The sequence below is a fragment of the Magnetococcales bacterium genome, assembly GCA_015228935.1.
Classification (GTDB): domain Bacteria; phylum Pseudomonadota; class Magnetococcia; order Magnetococcales; family DC0425bin3; genus HA3dbin3.
The window spans coordinates 20,295-46,005 of sequence record JADGCO010000027.1 but is presented as its reverse complement, the minus strand read 5'-3'; the positions used below and the strand labels follow the sequence as shown (position 1 = coordinate 46,005).

Below are 25,711 nucleotides of genomic sequence, written 5' to 3'. Positions count from 1 at the left end.
GATGGGGGTCCAGGGGGAAGGGCTGCGCCCTTCCCCCTGGCGGGGTTCGGGGCAGAGCCCCGCCTGACGGAACACGCCAATATGCACCGAATCCACGGTAACTGTCACCCCGGCAATCCCTGTCAGGTCGGCAATCCCTGCCGAAGCGGCAAAATTTGCCGGGTTCGGCAAGAGTTTTTCCCCGGCAAGTTTTGCCGGGCACCGGTTCCGGTCCGGGAACCGAAAAATAATTCAATTTATTTTCAATATGTTGAAAAACGAGGCTCCAGATGAATCACGTGGCACGCCGGTTGATATTACTTCCATCGTTCCCGTCTCCAATCCGAACAGTACGGTGAGGGATCCGGACAACGCCAACGAGGAGAGTCAGCCATGTTCATGAAACAGTCACAAACCCTGGTGCTTTCTAACCTGGACCTGCTCGGCAATACCACGGATTACAATTCCTACAAAAAAATATTTTCCCGTCTGAGCGACGAAGAGGTTGAGCAGTTGGCCCTCATGGCAGAAAAAGGTCTCCTGAGCGTTGCCCATCGCCGGCGCATGAAACAATTGATCGAAGAACATAAATTTTTGCTGGTTCCCCGCGCCCTCTCCCATGGCCAATCCCGGTCCCGGATGGAGAGACGGGTTTCTTGATTTCGGTCTTATCGTTGTTGTATCAAGGCAACACGCCCTGGTTGTCGGACATGTTCTTGATCTCTTCTTCCAGGGCCGGGCGAACCCGGGAAAACTCGGTCAGGATTGTTTGATAATATCCGGCCAGTTCGAGCAGGTTTTTTCCCTGCCTGACAACTTCCAACTCCCGGCAGAGACGAGACAGTTCGACGGCCCCCACGGAGAGACTCTGGGATTTCAGGGTGTGAGCGGCCCGGTAGACCGCCTCGACATCCCCTTTTTTGAAACCCTCGCCCATGTCATTGAGATATTGGGGCACCCCTTCGAGATACTTTTCCAGGACCAGGGAAAAACGTCCCGGGGCACCTGCCAGGACATCACGCAGGGTTTTCAAGGTCCCCATATCCAGACCTCCGGTCTTTTTGCGTGCCGGTGCGGGTGCCGTCGGCGTGGTTTTGGTCGAACTGGCGGCCAGGCTGGCAGTCGAGGAGATGATTTCAACAGGCTCCCCATCTTGAGGCAGGGGGGGCATGGTGGCCGGAATGGTGATCATGGGGAGCCATTTGCTCAGGACACCGGCCAGGTCATTCCAGCGCACCGGTTTGGCCAGATAATCATCCATACCCGCATCCAGACACCGTTCCCGGTCTCCGGTCAGGGCATGGGCCGTCATCGCCACAATGGGCACGCGCCGGTCGGTCATGCTCTTGCGAATCCGGCGGGTGGCCTCGATCCCATCCATTTCCGGCATCTGCACATCCATCAACACCAGATCGAAAGGAACCGCAAATATCTGCTCGACCGCTTCCCGCCCATTGTTGGCGACATACGTTTCGAGACCCATGCGGGAAAGCATGCCCAGCGCCACCTCCCGATTGACAAACACATCCTCGACGAGGAGTACCCGACCCTTGAAATGGGGCATGTCACTTCCCACCTGGGTTTGGGCCATCTCCTTCCTTTGCCCGGCAACGACCATGGAAATGGCGTCGAGCAGCCTCGATTGACCAACCGGTTTGGCCAGACTCAGGCGAATCCCCGCTTCCTGGAGGGACCATTCGTCGGGTTGTTCTCCGGAGGTCAACATCAACATGGGCGGCGAACCCTGCCCACATGTGCTGCGAATGCGCCGGGCCAGACCCAGACCATCCAGGCCCGGCATATGCATGTCGAGAATGATCAAATTGTAAAATTCACCGGAGTTGCGATTTTTCTGGATCAAATCCAGGGCACGTTCCGCTCCCGAGGCGCTCTCGAAGTGGGTTCCCCAGGAGGCGAGATACTCTCCCATGATGATGCGGTTGGTTTCATTGTCATCGACCACCAGGGCACGCAGCTCTTTGACGGCTTCCAGATTGCCCGCTTCGGTTCCTTCGCGGATTTCGAACGGGAGCGAAAACCAGAACGTCGATCCCCGCCCCAATTGACTGCTCAGGCCGATACGCCCCCCCATGGCCTCCACAAGCTGCTTGGAAATGACCAGACCGAGACCGGTGCCGCCGTATTCGCGGGTGGTGGAACTGTCGGCCTGGGTAAAAGGATTGAAGAGTCGATGTTGCGTCTCGTGATCGATGCCGATTCCGGAATCGAGGACCTGAAACCGCACCTGGATCAGGTCCCGTCCCCGCCACTCCGCTTCCACACGCACGGAAACTTCCCCCTTGGCGGTAAACTTGATGGCATTGCCGATCAGGTTGATCAGGACCTGACGCAGGCGCATGGGATCCCCCACCACCCGATGCGGCAGATCCGGGGCCACAAAACAATTGAACTCCAACCCTTTGCGATGTGCCCGCCCCGACAGGATCCGGGTGACGGTATCCACGGCCTCGGCCAGGGAGTAGGGAACCCGTTCCAGATCGAGCTTGCCGGCCTCGATCTTGGAAAAATCGAGCAGATCATTGATGATGTTGAGCTGCATGTCGGCAGAACTGACGGCCACATCGAGATAGCGGCGTTGCAGGGGGTTCAAGCCGGTCTTGCCCAACAATTCGAGCATGCCAATCACGCCATTCATCGGGGTACGAATTTCATGACTCATGTTGGCCAGGAAGGTGGATTTGGTTCGACTGGCCCGTTCGGCGGCATCCTTGGCCCGGCGCAGGGCCTCTTCGACCTCTTTTTCCTGGGTGATGTCGTCCAGAATCCAGATGGCCTTGTTGCGCAGGCTGTCATCCTCCACGGAGTTGCCCACCAACCGACACCAGAAACGTCCCCCATCCTTGCGGCGCATCAAGCGTTCAGCCCGGAAGGTCCGCCCCTTGGACAACACCCGCAAGGCGGCCCGGGCCAACTCGCGAAATTCAATCCGGGATGAAAACAGCATTTCGGCGGTCTGGTTGCGCAACTCCGATTCCGTCCATCCGAACAGTTCTTCAGTCCGGGTATTGACCCGGATAAAGCGCCCCTCCTGCAAATAGGCAATCCCTACCGCCGTATTGGCCAGAATGACATCCTGCTCGGCGGCAATGCGTTGCAGGGCCATTTCAAACCGTTTGCGCTGGATCATGCTCGCCAGGGTTTGCCCCACCGAGGTCAGAAAAGCCTCCTCCTCGGGCAGACGCCGGTGCCCTTCCTGGATGGAAATACTGATCACGCCCAGGACTTTGGTCTCTCCGATGATGGGCACGCAATAATGGCCATGGGGTTTTTTCCCCTCGACCTGAAACTCATGGTGCCCATCCAGTGAGCTTTCCGAAAACACAATCTCCTGGGACACCACGGCCCGTCCACACAGGCAACTGCCCACCGGCACGCGCTGACAGGTTTGGGTCAGGAAGGGATCGAGTCCCCGTTGGACTTCGAGGACCAGCTCTCCGGTCCGATCATCCATCAACAACACGGCTCCCTGGTACATGGTGGTCAGGGTGGGAGCCGACAACAGGATTTCCAAGACCCGATCCAGTTGCCGTTTCAGGGGCAGGGCATCCACGGCTGTTTTCAGCAGGGCATTGATGACCTTCTGCGACTTCTGACTCCAGAGAACTTTTTCTTCGGCGATTTTGCGTTTGGTGATGTCCGAGGAGGTGGCGACAAAATGGGTGATTTCCTGGGAGAGACCAAAAATGGGGGCAACGGTCACGCCGGACCAGAATTGGGTTGCATCCTGGCGACGATTCAGCAGTTCGCCGCGCCAGACCTGCCCCTGGCGAATGGTGGCCCACATCTGATCAAGAATGACGGAGGGTTGGGCAGCGCTTTGCAGGGTATCGGCATGGCAGCCCAGCAGATCGCGGATGTCATACCCAGTCACCATCTGAAACTTTTTATTGACGTATTCAATATGGCCATCAGGATCGGTCATCATGATCATGCTGGGGCTTTCTTCCACCACCCTGGCCAGCTTTTGAATCTCCTCTTCGGCGGCCTTGGCGTGGGTCATATCCCGAAGAATGCCGGTAAAATAGATCCGTCCTCCCACGCGCATGCTGTTGATGGCCACATAGAGCGGAAAGATTGCGCCGTTTTTGCGTTGTCCTTTCAGCTCACGACCCTGCCCCACCACCCTGGACTCACCCGTTGCCAAATATCGGCGCAGATAACCATCATGTTCATCCCGATAGGGCTGCGGCATGAGCATCCGGACGTTTTTTCCCAAAATTTCATCAGGATCATAGCCAAAAATACGTTGGGCACCGGGATTACAGGATTGAATCGTCCCCGTTGCATCGATGGTGATGATGCCATCCACGGTTGATTCCAGGATCTGGCGCAGGCGGGTCTCTTTTTCCTGGAGAATGCGTTTTTCCTGATTGCCGGTAATCAGGCGGGCCAGCCGATGGCGCAATATATCTGGATTGACCGGTTTGTAGACAAACTCTTCCGCCCCCACCCGGTAGACCCTCTGCAAAACTTCCCCTTCGCACGGATAATCCGCCATGAACACCACCGGCACGTTGTGTTCACCCTGGAGATGTTTGATCCGGGCGCAGGCATCGAAGGCACACATGCCGGACATGTCGGCATCCATGAGAACCAGATCCGGGGAGGTCTCCAGAAACAATGCCACAGCCTGTTCCCCGGCGTGGGCCTCGCACAGGTCATACCCTTCCTGCTGCAACAGCCTCCTCAGCCAGAGGCTCGTCTCCTGGTCGTCATCCACCAGCAGAATCAATGGAGTCTTGCGCGGTGCCTCGATCATGGTTTATGTCCCGCTTCCCAACCGGATGCTTCAATAATAAATAAACAAAACAGTCAAGCCGGAATTTTTTCCGTGTTTTTCAATTGACCGAGCAAAGTATCGCAATTTTCGATGGCCACCTGCAACCCAATCTGGCGTGCTGCGGTGGCAACCTGTTCCAGGACGGCAATGGCCTCCTGCTTGTTTTCCGTGGCTTTCAATACCTGGCCCAGCAGGAAACCGATTGCCGAAACAGCCTCGGGACGTTGTTGCTGAACACTCAGAGCAAATGCCGTGTTCAAGTGATCCAGGATTAACGGAGTGGACTCCGGAGTCAGGCCATTTTGTTCATACAACAAAATGGCAATGGAATAACGGGTATGCGCCAGATTGAACAGATCGCCCAGACGTTCGAATACAGGCAATTGTTCTTCACGATGAATACGCAGAGCCTCATCCAATTCACCACGTGCCCGGAGAATATCGGCAACTTGTCCCAGAGCAAGTGCCCGTAATTGCATATCACCCAGGCATTCGACTACAGGTAATTGTTCTTCGCGGCAAATGCGCAATGCTTCATCCAATTCTCCAAGCTTCCAAATAAAATAAGCAATATTTCCCAAGGTGACTGCCCGTGAACGTTCGTCACCCAGGCGTTCATATGCAGGCAATTGTTTTTCACGAAGAATGCGTATGGCTTCATGCAAGTCCCCGCGCACATGCAACAGCCAAACCATCGAATCTCTGATTTCCGCCAGTTCTTTTTCAACTCCCACTGCTGAAAAAATGGCTTCCGCCTTGCGCATCCATTCCATGGCCTGAGACAATTCTTTTTTTTGCCAATGGTGTTTGTATTTCCATACAGCTGCAACAGCGAGCGACGCCATGTGTTCTGGATCTGGATGTCTTATACGCAGTTGCTCGATATCATCAAGCTGACCCGAGTCAAGGATCTTGCGAATTTCTTCAGGAATTTCTTCGATTCCTGTGATCCTGGAGTCGTCAGATACCTCTGCCGGGGAAATAGTCGCATCCTCTCTTTGCAACAGGTCTGGTTGACTGAGCAAACGCCCACATTGGGCCGCATAGGAAAATGCCTGCACGAGAATGGCGGACTCTTTTTGTCCTGGCATGTGTTCCAAAACGGTCTCAATCCGGCGACGTTTTTCCCCTGACAAAGCCATTTGGTCGAGAATCGGTTGTCGTCGCTCCAAATCAAGAGCGGCCAAGGCGGCCAGACCCTCACCAGCGGGAAGAGCGGCCAGTTCCGTCAGGGAAAAAGGATGATCCGCCGCAATCCCATCCAGCCAGGCAATAATCCGTTCTGATTCCACGGCCACCCGTGGCAAGGATCCCGCCAACAAAATCCGAGCATCACGCATAAGGGGAGTCGCCAGTGCCATGATTTGCTCCGCACACCTTAAATGGATGGTGATTTCATGATTTCGGCCATCATGGGAACAATTCGGTAGCGATATGGAGTCACATAACTCTGCACAACCAAAACATTATCGAGATCCGTTCCATAAAAAAGATCCCGATCAACGACGGCACACTCAAGGCAATTTTCACTGATGGCCTGGATCAGTTGCTCTGCCCCCTCAGAACAAAGATTTCGTTTTTGTTCAAAATAATTCCGAAAAACACCCATATACCAATTCAGATCACGCGGACGATTTTCTGGTTCCCGCCGATGAACCGCATAGGCAATTTTCAGGTGACCCAAAAAAATACCGGGTAAAAACCCGGACAGTTTGGCTGCGTCAAGAACCGTTTCCGGGAGCAAAAAATCTTCGGGCTGTTCCACCTGGGCAGCAAACGTGCGCATTTGCACCGCATAAATCTGTGCCAATGCCTCTGCCGACATGGGGTACTCGTTCAAATCCAATAAATCATGAAAATCCTTGCTGGACCGGGCAAAACGCGACCGGGCGGTAACCAGAACATCAATGCCCGCTTCCCGATGCAAGACGACCAGGGCCTCGGTCAGTCTGGCCCGTTGTTGGTTGCGATCCTTGTCCTCTTGCGAGACTGGCCTTCTTATTTCCACTTCCAGCAGATCGGCATCATCAACCAACACCAGCAGATGCCGCAAACGCCCCACTCGCAACAAGGTATCCACCATGGTGCCACAATAAAGCGCATAACGTTCCGGCGTAGGCGGTGCCAGTGTGAGGCTGACCTCCTCACCACTGCCTCCCCCCATGCCCAGGTTGGCAAGAACCTTGAAAATTTTCGGGCCAGCCTGAATTCCCCCTGTCAAAGAAGCGGTTGTATTATGGGAAAACTTCCAGACCAGACTGCTCGCACCACCGGAAAACTTGACGACTTCATCCATCAATTCCGTCGTCGATTGAACAAAATTTTTATCGTCCGGGGATAATTCAGGAAAACGCGCATCCACCAGGCAAGCATGATAGAAACCCAGCAATCCATCAAAAATTTTCTGCATGACCTGGACCGCATCCAGCCTGTCACGCGCCTGGACAATGATTTGCCAAGCGTCCTTTGCGTCGGATGCGTCAGACACCTCAGCCAATTCAGTCAGGATGCGCCGCGCCAGATGCGACTTGCCAGAACGGGTTTCGCCATGGATCACCCATGGAATTTTATCCAATCCTGCCTGCCCACGTTTGCCAGCCCAATCCAACCCGGCCTGCAAGATGGCGACCCCATCATCCAGTTCTTGTTGCCGCCCCTGGAAAAGTTCCTTGACCAGTCTGGAATGTTCAGGGGTCTGGGAGCGAAACAACAGTGGGTCGGGAATCTTTTTTTTGGGTTTTTGCATGAAACTTCTCTGTAGGCATGTTGGATTCTACTAAAATATGGCCATGTGCATTCAAAAAAACCTCTCATATAATATCTGGTCAGAACATTGTATTGTAAACATTCAACGAAATCACGCTGACAGTACCCGCCAAATCATTTTTTCCACATCCTGGAAACGTCTCTTCACCCGCTCCGAATGACTCGCTGAGTTTGAAAAATCATGCACACAAACATGCGCATGCATAGACTCGGCAAACAGATTGACCACAACATCCTTCCTGGCGACCAGGGAGGCCAGCTCGTCATCGCTGAGGGAATCCAGACCAACCGACCAGACCTCAAACAAGGCTCTGCTGATGGGTAGAACCCTGTCACCGGGTTTGGTGGGCTTGCGGAAGGCCTGCTCGCCAAATATTTTTTCGGCATGAACCATGGCGCGCATGAATCTATTTCGCAGAGATGCCAACTCCTGGTCGGACATGTTGTTCATGCGCACCATGGTTTCACCCAGGAACGCATTGAAATCACCGGCATAGGCGGTATAGGGAGTCAGCAAAAAGGCAAGCGCGTGCAGAATATACTCCCTGGCCTGCATGCGATCATCGGCAACGTCCCCCCCCGTGGCCCGCAAAAACTCATCCGTTCTGGCCAACTCCTTCAGGAAGCGTGTGGCTGGCCCCTGATGCAAGGCATGCCGGATCTCCTGGGAAGACAGGGGCAGACCCCCGGTATTGATCCGCTTGAAAAGGTTGAATTTCAGGTCGCAAGGGGTCCCCTTTTCGATCAAAAAGACAATGATTTCGGTCTCTTCGATCCGTCGTTGCAGGGGACGGTGCAGATCATGGAAGCTTTTGCCTTCCAAATCCTTGAGATATTCCAGGTCTTGCAGAATCAGACGCCGGCCTTCATCGTGCGGAACGACAAAATCCCGCAAAGTGCAAAGCCTTTGCAACCCATCCACGACGACCCAACTGTTCTCGTCCGATGCATCCATGTAAAAAGCCGGCAGCGGGATGCGAATCAGCAGGGACTCGATCAGGCGACTTTTGGCGGTCAGTTTCCAGACCTCCTGCCGCTGGAATTCGGGCGCAAGATTGATTCTCCCCTCCCGCATGCGCTGGATGAGGGGAGCCAAGGTCATGGGTTTGGTTTCAATCTTGACCTTGCGCGGATCAAAAGGCCTGGCATCGCCCACATCATCATCATCCTCAACCCGACCGGGCGACGGATTCGAATGGGGTTCTGGCCAATCATCCGATGACGAACCAGGGATATTCATGAGGTATCAACCAGTTTCCATCGCTGTTGCAATTTCCGATGCTTTTGCCGGCACAGGGTTCAAGCCACTTTCCCCGGAATGTATCATTCACTTGCCGCTGCTTTTGCGGATGCCGGGTTCGGTTCACTCTCCTTGGGCCGGAAAGTGGAGCGCAGATAGAGATCCCGCAATTGTTCGAAGGCCACGGTCGAAGGGGCCTGGGTCAGAGGACAGCCTGCTTTTTGGGTCTTCGGGAAGGCGATCACTTCGCGGATGGAGTCCAGCCCGAGCATGAGGGTCACCAGACGATCCAACCCCAAAGCCAGACCGCCATGCGGGGGAGCGCCATAATCCAAGGCTTTGAGCAGGAAACCGAATTTGGCTTCGGCCTCCTCCTTGCCAATGTGCAAAAGTTCGAGCATGCGCAATTGGACATCCGGATTGTGGATACGAATGGAACCGCCGCCCACTTCGGTGCCGTTGAGAACCAGATCATAGGCCTGGGCACGCATGTTCATCAGGGCCGGATCGGCGACGCCTCCGGTGAGTTGCTGGCCGGTTGCCTGTTGAAAAACAGCGAGTTCTTCGGGACGCGGAGCCGTAAAGGGGTGGTGAACCGCCGTGTACCGTTTGGCCTCGCCGTCCCAATCCAGGAGCGGAAAATCGGTCACCCAGACAAAGGCAAAACGGCGTTTTTCGAGCAGGCCCAGATCATGGGCCACCTTGACCCGCAACCGTCCCAGGGCTTCGTTGACAATGGCCGACCGATCCGCCCCGAAAAAGATCAAGTCCCCGGGCATGGCACCCGAGGCAGCCTGAATGGCCGCCTTTTCACTGTCGGAAAAAAATTTCACGATGGGGGATTGCCAGCCATCCTCCTGCCAGGGACCATTGACCTTGATCCAGGCCAATCCCTTGGCACCATAGACCGCGACAAAAGCGCCATAGTCATCGATCTGTTTGCGGGTCAAACGCCCACCGCCCGGCACCCGCAATATTTTGATGACCCCATTCAGGCCGCGGGCACCGGCCAGATTGGCGGTTTCGGCAAACACCTTGAATCCGGTCTGGCGCATGGCATCGGTAATGTCGGCCAGTTCCATCGGGATCCGCATGTCCGGGGCATCCAGACCATATTTTTGCAAGGCCTCGGCGTAGGTGATCCGGGGTATGGGCAGTTCCAGATCCAGACCCAACGCCTCCTTGAAGAGCCGTGCCACCATCCCTTCAACGTTGGCGATCACGTCATCGGCTTCCACAAAGGACATTTCCAGATCGACCTGGGTGAATTCGGGCTGCCGGTCGGCCCGCAAATCTTCGTCCCGGAAACACCGCACGATCTGGAAATAGCGATCATAGCCGGAAATCATCAACAACTGCTTGAAAAGCTGCGGCGATTGCGGCAGGGCATAAAACTGCCCGGGATTGACCCTTGACGGCACCAGATAGTCCCGCGCCCCTTCCGGGGTGCTGCGGGTGAGCATGGGGGTTTCAATCTCCAGAAAACCGGCCTGATCGAGAAAGGTGCGAATGGTCTGCATTACCCGATGTCGAAACATCAGGTTGTGTTGAATCGCCGGACGGCGCAGATCGAGAAACCGCCAGGTCAGGCGGGTACTTTCGCCAATGTCGGGGTCATCCAATTGAAACGGCAGGGCCTGGGAAGTATTGAGAATCTCCAGGGTATCGACATTCACTTCGACCATGCCGGTATCCAGATTGGGATTTTCGGTCTCTTTGGGGCGATGGGCCACGACCCCTTCCACCCGAATGACGAATTCGCTCCGCAACACATGGGCACGGTCGTGTATTTGATCCCCGCGTTCGGGGCTGAACACCACCTGGATGATGCCGGTCCGATCCCGCAAATCGACAAAAATCACCCCGCCATGATCACGGCGCCGGTTGACCCAACCACACAATTGCACGCGACTGCCGATCAAATCTTCCCGAACTGTGTTGCAGTAATGACTGCGTTTCATGCCACTCTCCTTGCGACCTGACGACTTGATGACCGGTTCAGCAATCCGGTTTGGCTGCTCATGCCATTTTTCCTGGCGATCTGACGACCCGGCAACCGGTTCAGCAATCCGGTTTGGTTGCTCATGCCACGCTCCTGACGACCTGACAACCGGTTCCTCAATCCGGTTTGGCCGCGACAGGAGGTTCACCGTCCGGGGCACTCTGCGTTGCCACATCATCCGGGTCTGCTTCCTGGGATGGGGAAATGTCCAGGGGAAGCTCTTCCACAGGTTGGTGATTCCGGGCACGGGCCAGCGATTCATTGACCATGTGCGTCATGTACGCTTTTTCCTGGGGCCGGAACTGATGGCTGAGTTCCAAAGCTCTTTCGTAGGAGACAACGGCTTCATCCCAATGATCCAGACCATGCTGCAACAGGCCTTTCAGGTAATGGCTGAAAGGATTGTCGGGTTCCCCTTCCAGGGAAGACTCCACCCAGGTTTCGGCGTTATCGGGATCGCCCTGGTCCATATAGAAGGCGGCCAGCTTTTGGGCCACCTGCCAGGCGGTCACACCGCGACAGTGGTCATGCTCATCCAGGAGAAACTCTTCGGCCTGTTTGGGTTCACCGTACTCCACGAGCCACTCGGCATAGCGGGCAATCCAGTAGTCGAAAAGCATGAAGGGTTCGTCCCGGTCGCCATCGAGAACGGTCTTCAACAAGCGGATGGCCTGTTCCAACTGACCGGCCCGATAGTAGGCCGACGCCATTTCACTGCGGGCCAGATCCGAGGCCTTGGCGGCGGGAACCCTGTCCAGGGCATCGACACTCATGGCCTGGATCAGGGATACGATGGCCATGTTGCGGATGACCGGTGTCGGCGATCCCAATTTCCAGTTGACCGACTCCTCCTGGCCCAGGTGGCACTGCTTGAATTTTTTTCCGGAACCACAGGGGCACGGATCGTTGCGACCAATCTTGGGCAGGGGAACGGTATGCTGAGGTCGGGCCAAAAAACCAAGTTCCGGACGCGGGGCCAGATCCTTCAAACGCTCGGCAAGATACAGATACCATTTATAAAAAGGATTCTGGTCAACATTTTCTTCATTGGCCAACCAGGCGGCCAGCCGTGTGGTATCGGGTTCCAGGACCGCATGGACCAACGCCTCGGCATAGACTTGTGGTTCGTTAAGATTTTTTTGGGAACCCACGACGAAAGCTCCTTTTTCCCGACATTCCAATTCCAAGGGATCCAGACTTCATGGTGCGTCTGCCGGCAAACTTCACGGTGTGCCTGCCATCCGGAAACAATGTGAAATATGCATGATAAACGACATGCCCGGTCCCTGACCAGTGTCGGAAAATATTGGCCTGTTGGCGAAGATCGTTATAAAGTCTTCTGTCCCATCACAACCCGCTTTCTTGCGGAAGAGGAGTCCTGCATGACCACCCGTACCCGTTTCGCGCCGTCGCCCACCGGATTCTTGCACATTGGCGGTGCCCGCACTGCCTTGTTTTGTTATCTCTTTGCCCGGCACACGGGCGGCACCTACATTTTGCGGGTGGAGGATACAGACCGGGAACGTTCGACGCACGAGGCCGTGGAAGTCATTCTCCAGGGGTTGGACTGGCTGGGTCTCAAGCCGGATGAAGGGCCATTTTTTCAATCCGACACCACCGAACAGCATCGCCAGACGGCCCGGCAACTGGTCGAGCTGGGCAAGGGATATCGTTGTTACTGCACCAAGGAAGAACTCGATGCCATGCGCGAAGAACAACGCCTGCGCCAGGAAAAACCCCGTTATGACGGGCGTTGCCGGGAACGGACCGGTCCGGAACCAACGGATCGCCCCTTCGTAATCCGCCTGAAAACACCCCGGCAGGGGGATGTGGTCTGGAATGACATGATCCAGGGAGAGATCCGCGTCAGCAATACAGAGCTGGACGATTTGATCCTTTTGCGCTCGGATGGTTCCCCGACCTACAATCTTGCGGTCGTGGTCGATGATCACCACATGGGGATCACCCACGTCATCCGGGGCGAGGATCATATCAACAACACGCCCCGGCAGATTCATATTTTCGAGGCCCTTGGCTGGTCCCTGCCCGCCTATGCCCACATGCCCCTTCTGCATGGCACCGATGGATCGAAACTCTCCAAGCGGCATGGCGCGGTGTCGGTTTTGCAATACCGGGATCAGGGCTACCTGCCGGCTGCGGTCAACAATTATCTGGTCCGCCTGGGCTGGTCGCATGGGGACCAGGAAATTTTCACCATGGCCGAAATGGAACGCTTGTTCGAGGTACGGGAGGTGGGACGTTCGGCGGCCATTTTCAATCTTTCCAAGCTTGACTGGCTCAATGGCCAGCACATACGTGCTGCGTCGCCCGAGGCCCTGCTGCCCGAATTGACCAACCATCTGGAGCGTCTGGGAGTCGTCAACCCGGAGCCGGCATTTGTGCAAGCCATTCTGCCGACCGTGCGCGAACGCGCCAAAACCATGCTCGAAATGGCCGATAAATCTCTTTTTTATTTTCGGGCACCCCAGGCCTACGACCCGAAGGCGGTCCAAAAGCATCTTCAGGAGGCAATTCTGGCTCCCTTCACCGCCCTGGTCCACACCTTGACCACGTTGTCCGATTGGCAGGCCACCACCATCGAAGCCACCTTCAAACAGATCATTGCCGACCACGGACTCAAAATGGGCCAACTCGCCCAACCCGTCCGCATCGCCATCACCGGCGGGGATGTCTCCCCCAGCGTCTTCGAAATCCTCGCCCTCCTGGGACAAAAAGAAACCCTGGCCCGGTTGGACTCCTGCCTGGTTTTTTATAAAGCCATGTTCAAGGCTCGCCATTCTTGATTCATGATGGATCATGGTTTGCATCTTCTGTTCAAGCTGTGGATCAGGAGGTTGCTGATGATTCCAGACACACTATATTTGGTGAGAGTGACTCGTTCGCATCCAGCTACATCATCAAAGTTGCCGGCTTATATCGTCCCTTACCTCGTTTCGAGAAATCCAGCTTCTGGAAAAAAGTCAAGCTTCAAACAATCCATGAAATTTAAGATGATGTAAAATTTAATGATAATTTTGGCCTAACTCTCGACAAAATGAAAGAAATTTTTGTTTTTTTCTACTGCAATAAAGGCGATTATGACAATATTGTCACCGCTTGTATAATGTTTAAATTTATCAATAAAATCAATCTTATTCCGCACACCATTTACGATAAAAATTTGAATTGAATACGTTCGTTTCATTTCAGTTAAAAACTTACCCAACTAAGTACAATATTGAATTAAAGCAATATTTATTCTATGTCTGAAGAAAATTTTATTTGACAAACCGATTTGCTTGCATAAACTTAACGCGATGCTAACCTTGTTGTCAGGAGGCTTATCGTGTTCGATTTGATTGAGCAATTTATTGAACTGGACCGTGACGAGGATTTTGCAAAATTTCAGAAAGATGTTGCCGATTCTTTCTATAATGGTCTTGTTGGATGCTATAAAGAAAACGGAAATGAATTAAAAATGGTCGATGCCATGGTTGGCTCCTTGAATGGAAAAAAATATAAGAACATAAGGTTGATTACTAATCGAATTCATGGCAGCACATCTTTAGTGACGTTTGATTATTATGGAAGAAAAGTAACCAGGGAAGCAGGGGACACAGTTGTAATTCAAGCGATTACCAAAAAAAGAGAAATAATTTTTAGTAAATTATGCATTATCCAGAATAAACGAGACAGAACGGACGATGGTGTGTGGTCAATCGAACTTGAGCAATTGTATTTTTTAAAAAATTTCCCAAAGTTTACTGGACAGGGAATTTTTTCTGGAATGCCTGAGATTGTGCTTGCGAACAGGTCTGGTTGCCTCGGAGCTTATGGCTTGTTTCAGTCTCCAGGTGATATGCTTCTCATGTCTGCATCTTTAGTCGAAGAGTCAAGAAAGGGGAAAGCCAAATTATCTGTAGAGAACATCAGTGTTCCATGTGCATCGTGTTCACATCCAGCGCATTCTGTCGATAGTGAATATTATTTAAGAGAGATCGCATTTGGTGGAAGGTTAAGTCCGTGGCACATCATAGGAGAAAATGGCTTTTTAGGCTGTAAAAGATTTTCAAGAAACATTCACGATTTTGTTCGTGACATCACTCACATCAGTATTGGTGAACCGGTATACGCATTCGGTGAAGTGCTTAATACATTTGGCCATCAAGTTAGTCTTGGTCTAATGCGCGAAATCGGAGCCGGCGAATATATCCGTATCGATAAGAAAGGAAATCATGAATTTGGGAAAAGCGGGGTATCGGTGATCTTATTGCAATTCGAGGTTGAATAACGATCCCGATCATCCCGAATCCAAGAAACAATTTCATGCGAGGAAACAGGAACAATCTGAGATCGCAGGATGTTCAATTGTCTGACAGCTTCGTGTCGTTTTTGCAATTGAAACCAATGCATCAAGGCCTGATTGACCACATCACTTCGGGATTCACGGGGCACTTGTTCCATGAGATTCCAAATCTGGTCTTCGATGACAATATCAACGTGATGGGACATGAATCGACCTCCAATATGCAAATTAAACTACGTAAATTTTAATGAATTTGTACGTCATGCAACTCAGCAAACATTATTTTCATCGTGGAATCATATTTTTCAACTCATTTAATTTACCGAGCAAATCGGACATGTCATTTTTAATTATACTCCATAAAATATCATTGTCGATCCCAGCATATCCATGAATTAATTTATTGCGAGTAGCAATAATTTGTCGCCAAGGAACGTGAGGAACTTGATCTCGCACAAACTGGGGAATATTTGTAGCTGCTTCACCAATCAATTCTAAATTTCGAACAGTTGCATCATAAATTAACTCGTTAGTTTCAAATTCATCACGGCTCATTCCTTTGGTATAAGACATTGCCTTTTCAATATAGTGAATCATATCATGCAAGTATAAACGCCACTCACGTTCAGGTCGTTTTTTTGGCGAATCAGACATTGACAGCATCGTGTTCGATGAAGGAGCGCAACTCGGGACGCAGGGCTTTTTCGGTGATGAGATCGACTTGGCAGCCCAGGGTATCTTCCAGAAGAAACTGGACGCCAAAATAGCGTTTTGATGTGGCGGGACCGTCAAAGGCAACGAGAATGTCCACATCACTGCCTGCAAGCGCTTCGTTTCTTGCGGTTGAACCGCATAAGGCCAAGCGTGTCACGCCGAATTGTTCGACGAGGGTTGCTTTGAGATGTGCCAGAGTGGTCAAGGCCTGTTCGCGGTTCATGTTATTTTTCAATCCACTGACAAATCACAACCATCCAAACCCTTTGGCCAGCATACCGGCCAAACAGATTTTACAACAAACAATGATTATAAAAATAAACCAGAGAGTCCATCGCAATGAGTGGATCTCAATTTTAATATCACAGTATTCTCTGGAAAATTTGCGGTCATCGGAAGCTGAATAATGATTTTGAAAGCGTCCGAGTTGTCTCCTGTCGTTACCACCGGGAGAAAAATTGTCCCCAATTGGAGGGGGTAGATAAACATCGGCAACCCTCGCGACATTACTTTTTCTGGCCATGGTCACCTACCTGGATGGCATTTTGCGTGCGCGTCGTTTTTGGAAAAGACAGGGGGCACCCACATCTTCCGTCAGGCTATCATCGACACCCCAAAAATTCCAACGAAATCCGCTTGCCATTCATTGCAAAATCCCCCTGGGCCAACTCCCCTGGACGGGCGCGTGGCCGTCATTTCAGGGAAAAACACTTGAACATGATGGCACCGTTGGCGCGTGATCTGGCCCTTGCCGAGCAAAACCATGACCAGGAAATTTCCGACTATAATAAAAGCTCCATGACCAGGGCATCTTCGGCAACGGGAGGAGCTGGATAGTAGTTGCGGCGGCGATGCAGGGTACGGAAACCCATGGATTCATAGAGACGACAAGCGGGAAGGTTGGAAACCCGCACCTCCAGGAGCAGGACGCGGCCCTGGTGGGTGGTGGCATGCTGGATGGCCTCGGTCAACAAGCGGCGCCCCAGGCCGCTTCGCTGACAGGAATGACTGACACCGATGGTCATGAGATGCCACTCGTCCAGCAAGGGGCGCAATAATAGATACCCAACGACCTGACCAGCATCCGCGACCAGAACCCGTCCCAAAGAACCAAACTGAAGTTCTTCGGTCAGCATGGCCAGGCTCCAGGGATGGGGCATCAGATCGGCTGCGCAGGCGGCCACGGCCTGTAAATCCTCCGGCGTCATGGCCCGGGATTGAATCATGCGCCAACCGGTTCTGCCTGCGCGGCTTGTTCGGCATCGGCACGCCGCAGATAGAGGGGTTCCAAAGTCAGGGGATCATCGGTACCTTCCACGTTGAACCGGTGCAGACCCAGGCGACCCAGGATCACGGCATCCCGATCCCCCTCCCACACCACGCGCACCCCTTCCGGAACCTGGGCAATCCGGGCGGTCAGTTGTTCAGGTGTCCAACGTCCGGGCGGCCAGAGGCAGCGACCATCGGTATGATAGAGAGCTGCGAACACATCGCCGCGCCGGGCATCCATGGCGACCAGGATGGGACTGACATGCGTCTGTGGGGAAAATGCCGCCATGAATGCGGGCGCTCCAGAACCTCCAAGGCCATTTTTCAACAGCTCCAGGGTGGAGATGCCCTTCAAGGGTATCTGTCCGGCCATGGCCAGACCTTTGGCAAAACCGAGGGCAATACGCAGGCCGGTAAAGGCACCAGGACCCAGGGTGACGACCAGCAGGTCGAGACTGGCAGGGGTCCAGGAGGCAGCGGCCAATATTTCCGCCACGGCCTTGGGAAGGTGAAGCATGTGCCCCTCCGGACCCTGAAAACACCGCCGCACGATCAGACTCTCGTCCTCCAACAGGGCAGCAGACCCCTCCCGATCCGAAGTGTCCATGGCCAGAATTTTCATGCAAAAAACTCCCGAACCGCAGAAATTTGGCGAATGATGGGGATGCGGGGCAGGCTCTCCAGGAAACGCCGCCCATAACTGCGCCGGACCAGACGCATGTCCAAAACCACCATGACGCCCCGATCATCGGAACGTCGCAGAAGACGCCCCAACCCCTGTTTCAAGGAGAGAATGGCCCGGGGCAGAAACAGATCCGCAAAGGCATTGCCGCCCTGACTGGCCAGATGCCGGCTGCGGGCCGCCACCAGGGGATCCCCCGGCGAGGCAAAAGGGAGCCGGTCGATGATCACCATGGAGAGGGCCTCGCCCGGGACATCGACCCCTTCCCAAAAACTGGCCATACCCAGCAAAACCGAGGAACGCTCGGCCTGAAAGGCCTCCAAAAGCGCCCGTTTCGGGGCCTCGCCCTGGACCAGGATGGTATACGGAATGCGGCCTTTCAAGCCTTCATGCACTCGATCCAGCATGCGGCGACTTGTAAAGAGACACAAGGCACGACCGGAAGAGGCTTCCAGCAAGGCCAGGATTTCCTGAATGGCCAGCTCCGGAAAATTGGCGGCATCCGGATCGGGCAGATGGAGCGGCAAATAGAGGCAGGCCTGGCGGGAAAAATCAAAGGCCGGAGGAAGTTGCTCAACAATAATCTGCTCCTCAGGCAGACCCAACTGCTGGCGCAGGAAGCGGAAAGGGTCGCTGCCGGCGTCGGTGGCCAGGGTGGCGGAGGTGAAGACCGCCGCCTTGAGGAGGGGATGCAGAATTTCATTCAGGAGCGGCCCCACCTCCAGGGGAGAAGCCTGAAGAAAAATCCCCCGGCCACGGGTTTCAAACCAGTAGACCCTGGTGGGATCGTCCAGGGTACGGATGCGTCCGGCCATGGCGAGGAGTTCGGTGATGCGGCGCGCACAGGTGGCGAGGCCGGCACTGCGCGGACGGTGCGGCTCCAGGGCCTCGGCCAGCCGGTGCAACCCTTGTTCCACCGTGACCAGAGAGCGACCAACCCCCTGGTCCATGTCGGCTTGGGTGAGACCGGCCCGGCAATCCTCGGTCGGAAAGGTTCCCCGCAACAGATTGGCCACATCTTCCAACCCCTGCAAGGCCTGGGTCAAATCCGGATCATCCGCGCCCACCTCGGCAAACTCGGCCCGGCCATCACGCACCAGCTCGCGCAATTGATAATTGCTGATCTCCCAACCAAAAAACCGGGTCACCACATCCGGCAACTGGTGGGCCTCATCGAACACCACCCGGTCATAGTCGGGAAGAATTTCGCCAAACCCCCCATCCCGCACCGCCAGGTCGGCACAAAAAAGATGGTGATTGACCACCACCAGATGCGCCCGCCGCGCCTGATCCCGGGCGCGGATCAGGAAACAGTCGTCATGCCGGGGGCAGTTCTGGCCCAGACAATTATCGGTGGTGGAGGTCACGCCGGCCCAGAAAGGGAGACGTTCAGGCAGATCGGTCAGTTCATCCTTGTCCCCGGTTCGGGTGGTGTGGACCCAGGCAACAATACGTTGCCACTCCTGATGCGAGCGCGACATGTGCAAGGTCGGATCCTGCTCGACCTGACGAAAGCGATGCAGGCAGACATAATTGCCCCGCCCCTTGAGGACCGCCGCCCGAAATGGCCGCTCCACCACCCGGCGCAGCAGGGGCAGATCCTTGGCCACGATCTGATCCTGCAACGCCTTGGTGGCCGTCGAAACCACGACCGGCTCACCCAGGGTCAACAAAGGCAACAGATAGGCCAGGGTCTTGCCGGTGCCGGTGCCGGCCTCGACCAATAAAAATTTGTTTTCCCGCACCGCATCGACAACCCGTCCGGCCATGCGGCGCTGCACGGCCCGCACCTCGTATCCCGGAATCTCCCGGGCCAGACGACTCGCCGGACCAAACAAATCGCTGATAAAAGACTCTTCTGCCATCACACCGACCTGCTCAAAACAATAAGGAAGTATTTTGTGATTTCATGTCCGACATGAATTGACATTCATGGGCCAACATGTCTGATCTGGTCATCAATATGTTCAAGCAGTCCATGGATCCGGGTGATCAGTTCGGTGCGGTCCAGTGCGACTTCAGCGTCATCACTCCAGGCGTAGCGGTGTTCTACAGCGAACGGGGTGAGTTCCACCCAGTCCCACAGATCCCTCATCTCCGCTCCTTGCTGTTCCAGTAATGGCAATAAGCGGCTGATGTCATGGGTCAGAGGAAACAGGATTTCCAAGGCCGACAACCACGCCTTGAGTCCCTTTTCTACTGCCTGCTGGGCATGGAAACCAAAAATGGCGTCGGTGAATACATCGGGATCCAGCATGCCAGTCATGGCACGATGATCGGCGCGTGCCAGACGTAACAGTTCCAGGGCGTAATCAATGCCTTTCATAAAGCACTCTCCCCTCATGCAAGGCCCTGGCGATCAAGTGATTCTTGGCCGTGCGCCACTGTTCCACCTCGGCATTGCTGAACAAAACGATATCCTTGGCCACAGGAATATCTGCCAGCAAACGCCACACCCGAGCCATGGCCCGTCGTCGGCTGTTGTGGGGGCCGTAAGTCTCACGGGTGATGATCAGCAAGTCGATGTCCGAATCGGGTTGCGCCTCACCGCGGGCGCGGGAACCGAACAGGATGATCCGCTCCGGGTGGAGAACCTCGGCAATGCGGGCACTCATGACGGACAGGTCGGTTTCGGTGATAGTCACTGGCACGGCCCCTGAATGGCAGCACGCCCAAGCATGTGTGCGATTCCTGCCTCGTGGAACAGATACGAAACTCTTGCCTCTAAAATTGCATATAACTATTTTTGAATGAAAAATTAATTAAAATATACCCTGGATAATCTTGCTTTCCTTCCAGACATCCTTGACCCGACGACAACACATATCCAGGTTTTCAATAGGGACAAGACACCGTTGAAAATATTCATGAATGATACAGGCTCGTCACATCCGGAACGTTTCCGTTCGAACATTTCCAATTGGGGTTCAATATGCACCCGGAAGATCATCCGTGACATCGTGGTGTCATGGTACGCTCCCTTGTCGATTCAGTGGAGGATAGCAAATTTTTTATTTAAGCAACATGTATTCTGGATGTCTCCTGAATTAAATGTGTTCCGATGATGGTGAGGAAAGTCACAGGAAAAGGTTCCACCTGCCCTCACTGTTACAGGCATTGACGCCGTGATTGAAGCATGGCAGCATTTTTTCATGAGGATTGCGCGTCGCTTCCATTTCGATGCCGCCCATGCTCTTGGGCACCACGACGGCAAGTGTCACCGTCTCCATGGCCATTCGTATGGCCTGGAAGTGGTCCTGTCGGGCACACCACGTCTCCCCGAAAAGGGCAATGCCCAGTCGGGCTTTGTGACCGATTTCGGCGTGTTGCGCCGGATCGTGCAGCAGGAGCTGATCGATCCGTACCTCGATCACCGCAATCTGAACGACAGCATTCCGGATCTTCCTTACACATCGTCCGAATATCTGGCGGCCTGGATCATGGGATGGTGTCTGCGTTTCCTGGAAGGGCGTCCGGAACTGGGCGAGGCCCGCATGCTGGCGGTACGGGTCTGGGAATCAACCGAATCCTGGGCCGAGGCCACCCGTGAGGATGCCATCTGGACTTGAAGCATGATCCGCCATGCCATCTGTGATTTGTTTGCCTCGGTGCAGGGCGAGGCTGGTTGGAGCGGGCGGGCGATGTTTTTCATTCGCTTTTCAGGCTGTCCACTGCACTGCACCTGGTGTGACGAACCCCTGCACCGGGATCCCCAGGCCATCCGCTTGCTGACCACAGCGGACATTCAGGCCGCTCGACAAGAGTTGGCCCCTGGAATACCCCACGTCCTGCTGACGGGAGGGGAACCTTTGTCGGCCCCTGGGTTGCATGAACTGATCGCCTCCCTCAAGGAGTCCGGTCTCTGGATCGCCATGGAGACCAGCGGCGTGGGCGGTCCCCCTCCGGACGGCGTGGACTGGCTCACCCTCTCCCCGAAAACCCCTCTGTCCGCCGAGTGGTTTACCCGCGCCAATGAAATCAAGTACGTGGTGGGAGCCAATCCGGATCCGGCCTGGATTCGGGAAATTCTTCAGCAAGCCAGCCGACACCCCCAGGTCTGGGTGCAACCCCGTTCCAGGGATGGCATTCCGGACCCTGAGGCCGTGGCACTCTGTTATCGCCTGGTCCTGGAAGCCGGGGCACACCTGCGACTCTCTCTTCAGACCCATAAATGGATCGGAGTGCCATGATCGCACAGCCTGTCGGAGTGCCATGAACCCTTTTTGTCCTCCCCCCCTGCCCCGTCTGCTCCTGATCACGGAACCTGTTGGCAGCGATGGAAAAGACGAACTGCTCAAACGCCTGGAGCATGCCCTGCGGGGGGGAGCCTGTCACATTCTGGTCCGTTTGCCGGGCTGGAGCAGCCGGGAGTTGCATGCCATGGCCGTCACCATGCGAACTCTTGTCACTCCCCCCAGTCATTTATTGATCCATGACCGGGTCGATATTGCCCTGGCTGTGAACGCCGATGGTGTGCATCTGCCGGCCACAGGTCTGCCAACCCGGGTGGCCCGTCGCATCCTGGGCAACACGCCTCTTTTGGGACGCTCCTGCCACACCGTGACCGAGGCCTGTCAGGCGCTGGCCGATGGGGCCAACCATGTCACCCTCTCACCCCTCTTTGCCACCTGCTCTCATCCCGGAGCCATTCCTCTGGGTCTGCCGCATTTCACCCAAATGGTCCAGGCCATCCCCGGCCCGGTCATTGCCCTGGGCGGCATCACCCCGGACAACATCGCCCAGGCCATGACCACCGGTGCCGCAGGCGTGGCAACCATACGCGGTGTTCTTCAGACACAGGATCCAGCCCATGCTACCCGGCTCATGTTGAATATTCTCACCGCACCGGCAACACGATGATGACCGAATGCGCCCTGCCATGCCCAGCATGGCAACCCGGCCCCCATTCCTCCTTTTCATCTTCCCGCGTCCCTCCTCTGGCTAAAATTCAAGCAAAACAGTTCAAATGAATCAGGATTGACTTTTTTGCCTTGCTTTCATGACCCATAAGCGGTCATCATTCTGCGTTACAGAGACGAGTAAGGAGCAAAAAAAACGGCATATTCCTTCCATTTGGAGAACGGAAAATGTATACACTGACCGTCGAAGATTCCGGAACCGGGACCTTGACCCTGTCCGGTGACTTGACGATCCAGCATGCACAGGAATTGAAGGAAGCTCTGCATGACGCCATCGTTCAGACCATGCACCTGAATCTCAATTTCAAGGACGTGGATCGCGTCGATCTGGCAGGAATCCAGCTTTTATGCTCGGCACACCGGTCAATCCTTGAAAGAAAAAAAACCCTGGCCCTCGTCAGCCCGGTGCCGGATACATTCAAGGAAGCTATCAGAACGTCTGGATTTGATCGTTGTATTGAACAGGATGACCCCAGTGGACTCTGGAGGGGAGGGAATTAATGGCCAAAACCATCATGACCGTTGACGACTCGTCCAGCGTCCGGCAAATGGTCACATTGACACTGAAAGGCGAAGGCTACAACGTCGTCGAAGGTGTGGACGGAAAGGATGCCCTGAATAAATTGAAGGCCAATCCGGTCGATATGGTCATCACCGATCTGAACATGCCCAATATGGACGGCATCACGCTGATCAAAGAACTGCGCGCCCTGCCGGCGTTCAAGTTCACCCCCATCGTCATGCTGACCACCGAGTCCCAGGCAAACAAAAAATCGGAAGGCAAAGACGCCGGTGCCACCGGCTGGATCGTCAAACCCTTCAAACCGGCACAGTTGCTGCAGGTCATCAAAAAAGTTTTAGGCTAATCAGCAGGAACGGGGGAAACCACCATGGCCGTGGAAATCGATACCAGTGCGTTCACGGAAGAGGCATACGAACTGCTGGCCGAACTGGAAGATTCCCTCCTCGAACTGGAGGAGTCCCCGAAAGATCAGGATCTCATCGGTCGCGTCTTCCGAGCCATGCACACAATCAAAGGCTCTGGAGCCATGTTCGGGTTCGATGCGGTCGCCGAATTCACCCACAACGTGGAAACCGTCTTCGACCTGGCCCGCAACGGCACCATCCCGATCACCAAAGGATTGATTGACCTGACGCTGGCCGCCCGCGACCAGATTCGGGCCATGCTGGATGCCGCCGCCGGTGGTGAAGAACCAGACCAGAACAACGCCAGTCGCATCATCGCCGGCCTGAAAGGCCTGCTTCCGGGTGCCGCCCCTGCCCAGGCAGCCGATGCCGCCCAAACCACAAAAGATTCCGCCCCGGCCTCGGAAGAAGGAAGTGTCCATACCTACCGCATCCGCTTCCGCCCCAAACCTGAAATTTTCGAAAACGGGACCAATCCTCTCCTGCTGCTCGATGAAATCCGCCAGCTCGGTGAGACCAAGGTGGTCACCTTCCTCGAACACCTTCCCGAAATCGAAGAGATCAATCCGGAAAAATGCTACACCTCCTGGGAAATCTTTCTCACCACCGACCAGGGGGAAAATGCCATTCAGGACATTTTCATCTTCGTTGATGACCAATGCGAACTGAATATTCGCATGCTGGACCGCGATGGAGAAGAGGAATCCGTCGCCCCCGACGAAGTCCCCCCGGAAAAACCCCTGGGCGAAATTCTGGTGGAACGTGGCGACATCAAGCGCGATGACCTCAACAAAGTCCTCCAGCCCCTGGGCGAACGCCTGGTGGATGCCGGCCTGGTCAACAAGGCCAAGGTCCAGGCTGCCCTGGTGGAACAAGAGGTTGGCAAACAAAAACGGGAAGCCAAAAAACAGCAGGTGGTCGCCCAGAGCGTGCGCGTCCCCTCGGACAAACTCGACCAGCTCGTCGATCTGGTCGGCGAACTCGTCACCGTCCAGGCCCGCCTGACCCAAACCTCCGCCAAATTGAACGATCATGATCTCCAATTGATCTCCGAAGAAGTGGAACGACTGACCGGCGAACTCCGCGACAACACCATGAGCATCCGGATGTTGGCCATCGGGACCACCTTCGACAAGTTCAAACGCCTGGTCCGGGACCTCTCCAGCGAACTCGGCAAGCAAATTGAATTGACCACCGCCGGTGCCGAAACCGAGCTGGATAAAACCGTGATCGACCAGCTCAACGACCCCCTGGTCCATATCATCCGCAACAGCATCGACCACGGCGTCGAATCCCCGGATGGGCGCGTCGAAGCCGGAAAATCCCCCGTTGGCCGCATCCACCTCTCCGCAGAACACTCGGGTGCCAACGTGCTGATCAAGGTAACCGATGACGGCAAAGGTCTGGATACCGAAAAATTGATCAGCAAAGCCATCGAAAAAGGGGTCATCCCCCCTGACAGCGAGCTGAGCGAAAAAGAAGCCTTCCAGCTCATCTTCGCCGCCGGGTTCTCCACTGCCGAAAAAGTGACCAACGTCTCAGGGCGTGGCGTCGGCATGGACGTTGTGCGCCGCTCCATCGAGGGACTGCGCGGCTCCATCGATGTACAAAGCGAATTGGGCAAGGGGACCACCATCACCCTGAAACTTCCCCTGACCCTGGCCATCATCGAGGGGCTCCTGGTCAAAATCAGCAACGAATATTTTGTCCTCCCCCTGGCCGCCGTCGAAGAGTGCGTCGAACTGACCCGCGCCGATGTCACCGCCACCCATGGCCGCCACGTCATCAACGTCCGAGGAACCATCGTCCCCTACATCCGGATCCGCGATCACTTCGAAATCACCGGTCAACCACCCGAAGTGGAACAAATCGTGATCTCCGAAGTGGAAGAAAAACGAGTCGGCTTCGTCGTCGATGATGTGATCGGACAACACCAGACCGTCATCAAGGGATTGGGCAAAACCTTCAAAAACTCGGAAGAGTTTTCCGGAGCGACCATCCTGGGCGACGGCACCGTCGCACTGATCCTCGACCTGCAAAAAATGGTTCGGTTCGTGGAAGATCTGGAATTGGCCGAATCAGGAACCACCACACCCTGAACAGCAT

At 54.8% G+C, this 25,711-nt stretch carries 23 protein-coding genes; 9 read left to right on the top strand and 14 right to left on the bottom strand.

Going from position 1 to position 25,711, the window contains the following annotated elements; genetic code table 11:
• The first annotated feature begins 372 nt into the window (after positions 1-372).
• A complete protein-coding gene (locus HQL65_08650) occupies positions 373-639 on the top strand; it encodes a hypothetical protein (GenBank protein MBF0136297.1) in 267 nt (88 codons plus the stop codon).
• Positions 640-661: 22 nt separating this feature from the next.
• Here HQL65_08650 and HQL65_08645 read toward each other — a convergent pair whose 3' ends face one another.
• From HQL65_08645 to HQL65_08620, 6 genes are all read right to left on the bottom strand, one after another.
• Positions 662-4,759: a PAS domain S-box protein gene (locus tag HQL65_08645; protein ID MBF0136296.1), complete on the bottom strand. Its 4,098-nt coding sequence runs from the start codon at positions 4,757-4,759 to the stop codon at positions 662-664.
• A gap of 53 nt (positions 4,760-4,812) precedes the next feature.
• Complete coding sequence (locus tag HQL65_08640) at positions 4,813-6,141, bottom strand: hypothetical protein (protein MBF0136295.1); 1,329 nt, start codon at positions 6,139-6,141, stop codon at positions 4,813-4,815.
• 17 nt (positions 6,142-6,158) lie between these two features.
• Complete coding sequence (locus HQL65_08635) at positions 6,159-7,526, bottom strand: hypothetical protein (GenBank protein ID MBF0136294.1); 1,368 nt, start codon at positions 7,524-7,526, stop codon at positions 6,159-6,161.
• Between the two features lie 111 nt (positions 7,527-7,637).
• A complete protein-coding gene (locus tag HQL65_08630; GenBank protein ID MBF0136293.1) occupies positions 7,638-8,786 on the bottom strand; it encodes a DUF262 domain-containing protein in 1,149 nt (382 codons plus the stop codon).
• An 83-nt stretch (positions 8,787-8,869) separates the two neighbouring features.
• On the bottom strand, positions 8,870-10,747 hold the full coding sequence (gene aspS / locus HQL65_08625; GenBank protein ID MBF0136292.1) for an aspartate--tRNA ligase: 1,878 nt from the start codon (positions 10,745-10,747) through the stop codon (positions 8,870-8,872).
• A 157-nt stretch (positions 10,748-10,904) separates the two neighbouring features.
• Entirely contained in the window at positions 10,905-11,939 is a 1,035-nt protein-coding gene (locus HQL65_08620) for an SEC-C domain-containing protein (GenBank protein MBF0136291.1), read from the bottom strand.
• 231 nt (positions 11,940-12,170) lie between these two features.
• Between HQL65_08620 and gltX the strand changes: the two genes are divergently transcribed.
• Both gltX and HQL65_08610 read left to right on the top strand, forming a co-directional pair.
• Positions 12,171-13,592, top strand: coding sequence for a glutamate--tRNA ligase (gltX, locus tag HQL65_08615; protein ID MBF0136290.1), 1,422 nt, complete (start codon positions 12,171-12,173; stop codon positions 13,590-13,592).
• 542 nt (positions 13,593-14,134) lie between these two features.
• The gene (locus tag HQL65_08610; protein MBF0136289.1) at positions 14,135-15,079 is read left to right on the top strand and encodes a hypothetical protein; all 945 of its coding nucleotides are present in this window, start codon (positions 14,135-14,137) and stop codon (positions 15,077-15,079) included.
• 300 nt (positions 15,080-15,379) lie between these two features.
• Here the strand turns inward: HQL65_08610 and HQL65_08605 are convergent, their stop codons facing one another.
• From HQL65_08605 to HQL65_08570, 8 genes are all read right to left on the bottom strand, one after another.
• Positions 15,380-15,748, bottom strand: a complete 369-nt coding sequence (locus HQL65_08605) for a DUF86 domain-containing protein (GenBank protein ID MBF0136288.1) — start codon at positions 15,746-15,748, stop codon at positions 15,380-15,382.
• Complete coding sequence (locus HQL65_08600; protein ID MBF0136287.1) at positions 15,741-16,031, bottom strand: nucleotidyltransferase family protein; 291 nt, start codon at positions 16,029-16,031, stop codon at positions 15,741-15,743. Before HQL65_08600 ends, HQL65_08605 begins: the two co-directional genes overlap by 8 nt.
• A 24-nt stretch (positions 16,032-16,055) precedes the next feature.
• Positions 16,056-16,331 carry a hypothetical protein gene (locus HQL65_08595; GenBank protein ID MBF0136286.1) on the bottom strand — a complete coding sequence of 92 codons (276 nt, stop codon included), beginning with the start codon at positions 16,329-16,331 and terminating at the stop codon, positions 16,056-16,058.
• A gap of 259 nt (positions 16,332-16,590) precedes the next feature.
• On the bottom strand, positions 16,591-17,034 hold the full coding sequence (gene rimI, locus HQL65_08590) for a ribosomal protein S18-alanine N-acetyltransferase (protein MBF0136285.1): 444 nt from the start codon (positions 17,032-17,034) through the stop codon (positions 16,591-16,593).
• The gene (gene tsaB / locus HQL65_08585) at positions 17,031-17,699 is read right to left on the bottom strand and encodes a tRNA (adenosine(37)-N6)-threonylcarbamoyltransferase complex dimerization subunit type 1 TsaB (protein MBF0136284.1); all 669 of its coding nucleotides are present in this window, start codon (positions 17,697-17,699) and stop codon (positions 17,031-17,033) included. Before tsaB ends, rimI begins: the two co-directional genes overlap by 4 nt.
• Positions 17,696-19,624: an ATP-dependent DNA helicase gene (locus HQL65_08580; GenBank protein ID MBF0136283.1), complete on the bottom strand. Its 1,929-nt coding sequence runs from the start codon at positions 19,622-19,624 to the stop codon at positions 17,696-17,698. Before HQL65_08580 ends, tsaB begins: the two co-directional genes overlap by 4 nt.
• Positions 19,625-19,689: 65 nt before the next feature.
• Entirely contained in the window at positions 19,690-20,085 is a 396-nt protein-coding gene (locus HQL65_08575; GenBank protein MBF0136282.1) for a HEPN domain-containing protein, read from the bottom strand.
• Complete coding sequence (locus HQL65_08570) at positions 20,072-20,374, bottom strand: nucleotidyltransferase domain-containing protein (protein MBF0136281.1); 303 nt, start codon at positions 20,372-20,374, stop codon at positions 20,072-20,074. The genes HQL65_08575 and HQL65_08570 overlap by 14 nt, the downstream gene beginning before the upstream one ends.
• A 537-nt stretch (positions 20,375-20,911) precedes the next feature.
• On the opposite strand from HQL65_08570, the gene HQL65_08565 reads away from it, so the two are divergent.
• From HQL65_08565 to HQL65_08540, 6 genes are all read left to right on the top strand, one after another.
• Positions 20,912-21,328, top strand: coding sequence for a 6-carboxytetrahydropterin synthase (locus HQL65_08565; protein MBF0136280.1), 417 nt, complete (start codon positions 20,912-20,914; stop codon positions 21,326-21,328).
• 3 nt (positions 21,329-21,331) lie between these two features.
• Entirely contained in the window at positions 21,332-21,949 is a 618-nt protein-coding gene (locus HQL65_08560; GenBank protein ID MBF0136279.1) for a 7-carboxy-7-deazaguanine synthase QueE, read from the top strand.
• A gap of 22 nt (positions 21,950-21,971) precedes the next feature.
• Complete coding sequence (locus HQL65_08555; protein MBF0136278.1) at positions 21,972-22,619, top strand: thiamine phosphate synthase; 648 nt, start codon at positions 21,972-21,974, stop codon at positions 22,617-22,619.
• Between the two features lie 227 nt (positions 22,620-22,846).
• On the top strand, positions 22,847-23,179 hold the full coding sequence (locus HQL65_08550) for an STAS domain-containing protein (protein ID MBF0136277.1): 333 nt from the start codon (positions 22,847-22,849) through the stop codon (positions 23,177-23,179).
• Positions 23,179-23,544, top strand: coding sequence for a response regulator (locus HQL65_08545; protein ID MBF0136276.1), 366 nt, complete (start codon positions 23,179-23,181; stop codon positions 23,542-23,544). The genes HQL65_08550 and HQL65_08545 overlap by 1 nt, the downstream gene beginning before the upstream one ends.
• Positions 23,545-23,568: 24 nt before the next feature.
• The gene (locus tag HQL65_08540) at positions 23,569-25,704 is read left to right on the top strand and encodes a chemotaxis protein CheA (protein MBF0136275.1); all 2,136 of its coding nucleotides are present in this window, start codon (positions 23,569-23,571) and stop codon (positions 25,702-25,704) included.
• Positions 25,705-25,711 lie beyond the last annotated feature (7 nt).

Excerpts from the sequence above, each read along its gene's own strand:
- HQL65_08650 (MBF0136297.1), top strand. The coding sequence starts at position 373 with ATGTTCATGAAACAGTCACAAACCCTGGTGCTTTCTAACCTGGACCTG.
- HQL65_08645 (MBF0136296.1), bottom strand. The coding sequence starts at position 4,759 with ATGATCGAGGCACCGCGCAAGACTCCATTGATTCTGCTGGTGGATGAC.
- HQL65_08640 (MBF0136295.1), bottom strand. The coding sequence starts at position 6,141 with ATGGCACTGGCGACTCCCCTTATGCGTGATGCTCGGATTTTGTTGGCG.
- HQL65_08635 (MBF0136294.1), bottom strand. The coding sequence starts at position 7,526 with ATGCAAAAACCCAAAAAAAAGATTCCCGACCCACTGTTGTTTCGCTCC.
- HQL65_08630 (MBF0136293.1), bottom strand. The coding sequence starts at position 8,786 with ATGAATATCCCTGGTTCGTCATCGGATGATTGGCCAGAACCCCATTCG.
- aspS (MBF0136292.1), bottom strand. The coding sequence starts at position 10,747 with ATGAAACGCAGTCATTACTGCAACACAGTTCGGGAAGATTTGATCGGC.
- gltX (MBF0136290.1), top strand. The coding sequence starts at position 12,171 with ATGACCACCCGTACCCGTTTCGCGCCGTCGCCCACCGGATTCTTGCAC.
- HQL65_08605 (MBF0136288.1), bottom strand. The coding sequence starts at position 15,748 with ATGTCTGATTCGCCAAAAAAACGACCTGAACGTGAGTGGCGTTTATAC.
- HQL65_08600 (MBF0136287.1), bottom strand. The coding sequence starts at position 16,031 with ATGAACCGCGAACAGGCCTTGACCACTCTGGCACATCTCAAAGCAACC.
- HQL65_08595 (MBF0136286.1), bottom strand. The coding sequence starts at position 16,331 with ATGGCCAGAAAAAGTAATGTCGCGAGGGTTGCCGATGTTTATCTACCC.
- rimI (MBF0136285.1), bottom strand. The coding sequence starts at position 17,034 with ATGATTCAATCCCGGGCCATGACGCCGGAGGATTTACAGGCCGTGGCC.
- tsaB (MBF0136284.1), bottom strand. The coding sequence starts at position 17,699 with ATGAAAATTCTGGCCATGGACACTTCGGATCGGGAGGGGTCTGCTGCC.
- HQL65_08580 (MBF0136283.1), bottom strand. The coding sequence starts at position 19,624 with ATGGCAGAAGAGTCTTTTATCAGCGATTTGTTTGGTCCGGCGAGTCGT.
- HQL65_08575 (MBF0136282.1), bottom strand. The coding sequence starts at position 20,085 with ATGAAAGGCATTGATTACGCCCTGGAACTGTTACGTCTGGCACGCGCC.
- HQL65_08570 (MBF0136281.1), bottom strand. The coding sequence starts at position 20,374 with ATGAGTGCCCGCATTGCCGAGGTTCTCCACCCGGAGCGGATCATCCTG.
- HQL65_08565 (MBF0136280.1), top strand. The coding sequence starts at position 20,912 with ATGAGGATTGCGCGTCGCTTCCATTTCGATGCCGCCCATGCTCTTGGG.
- HQL65_08560 (MBF0136279.1), top strand. The coding sequence starts at position 21,332 with ATGATCCGCCATGCCATCTGTGATTTGTTTGCCTCGGTGCAGGGCGAG.
- HQL65_08555 (MBF0136278.1), top strand. The coding sequence starts at position 21,972 with ATGAACCCTTTTTGTCCTCCCCCCCTGCCCCGTCTGCTCCTGATCACG.
- HQL65_08550 (MBF0136277.1), top strand. The coding sequence starts at position 22,847 with ATGTATACACTGACCGTCGAAGATTCCGGAACCGGGACCTTGACCCTG.
- HQL65_08545 (MBF0136276.1), top strand. The coding sequence starts at position 23,179 with ATGGCCAAAACCATCATGACCGTTGACGACTCGTCCAGCGTCCGGCAA.
- HQL65_08540 (MBF0136275.1), top strand. The coding sequence starts at position 23,569 with ATGGCCGTGGAAATCGATACCAGTGCGTTCACGGAAGAGGCATACGAA.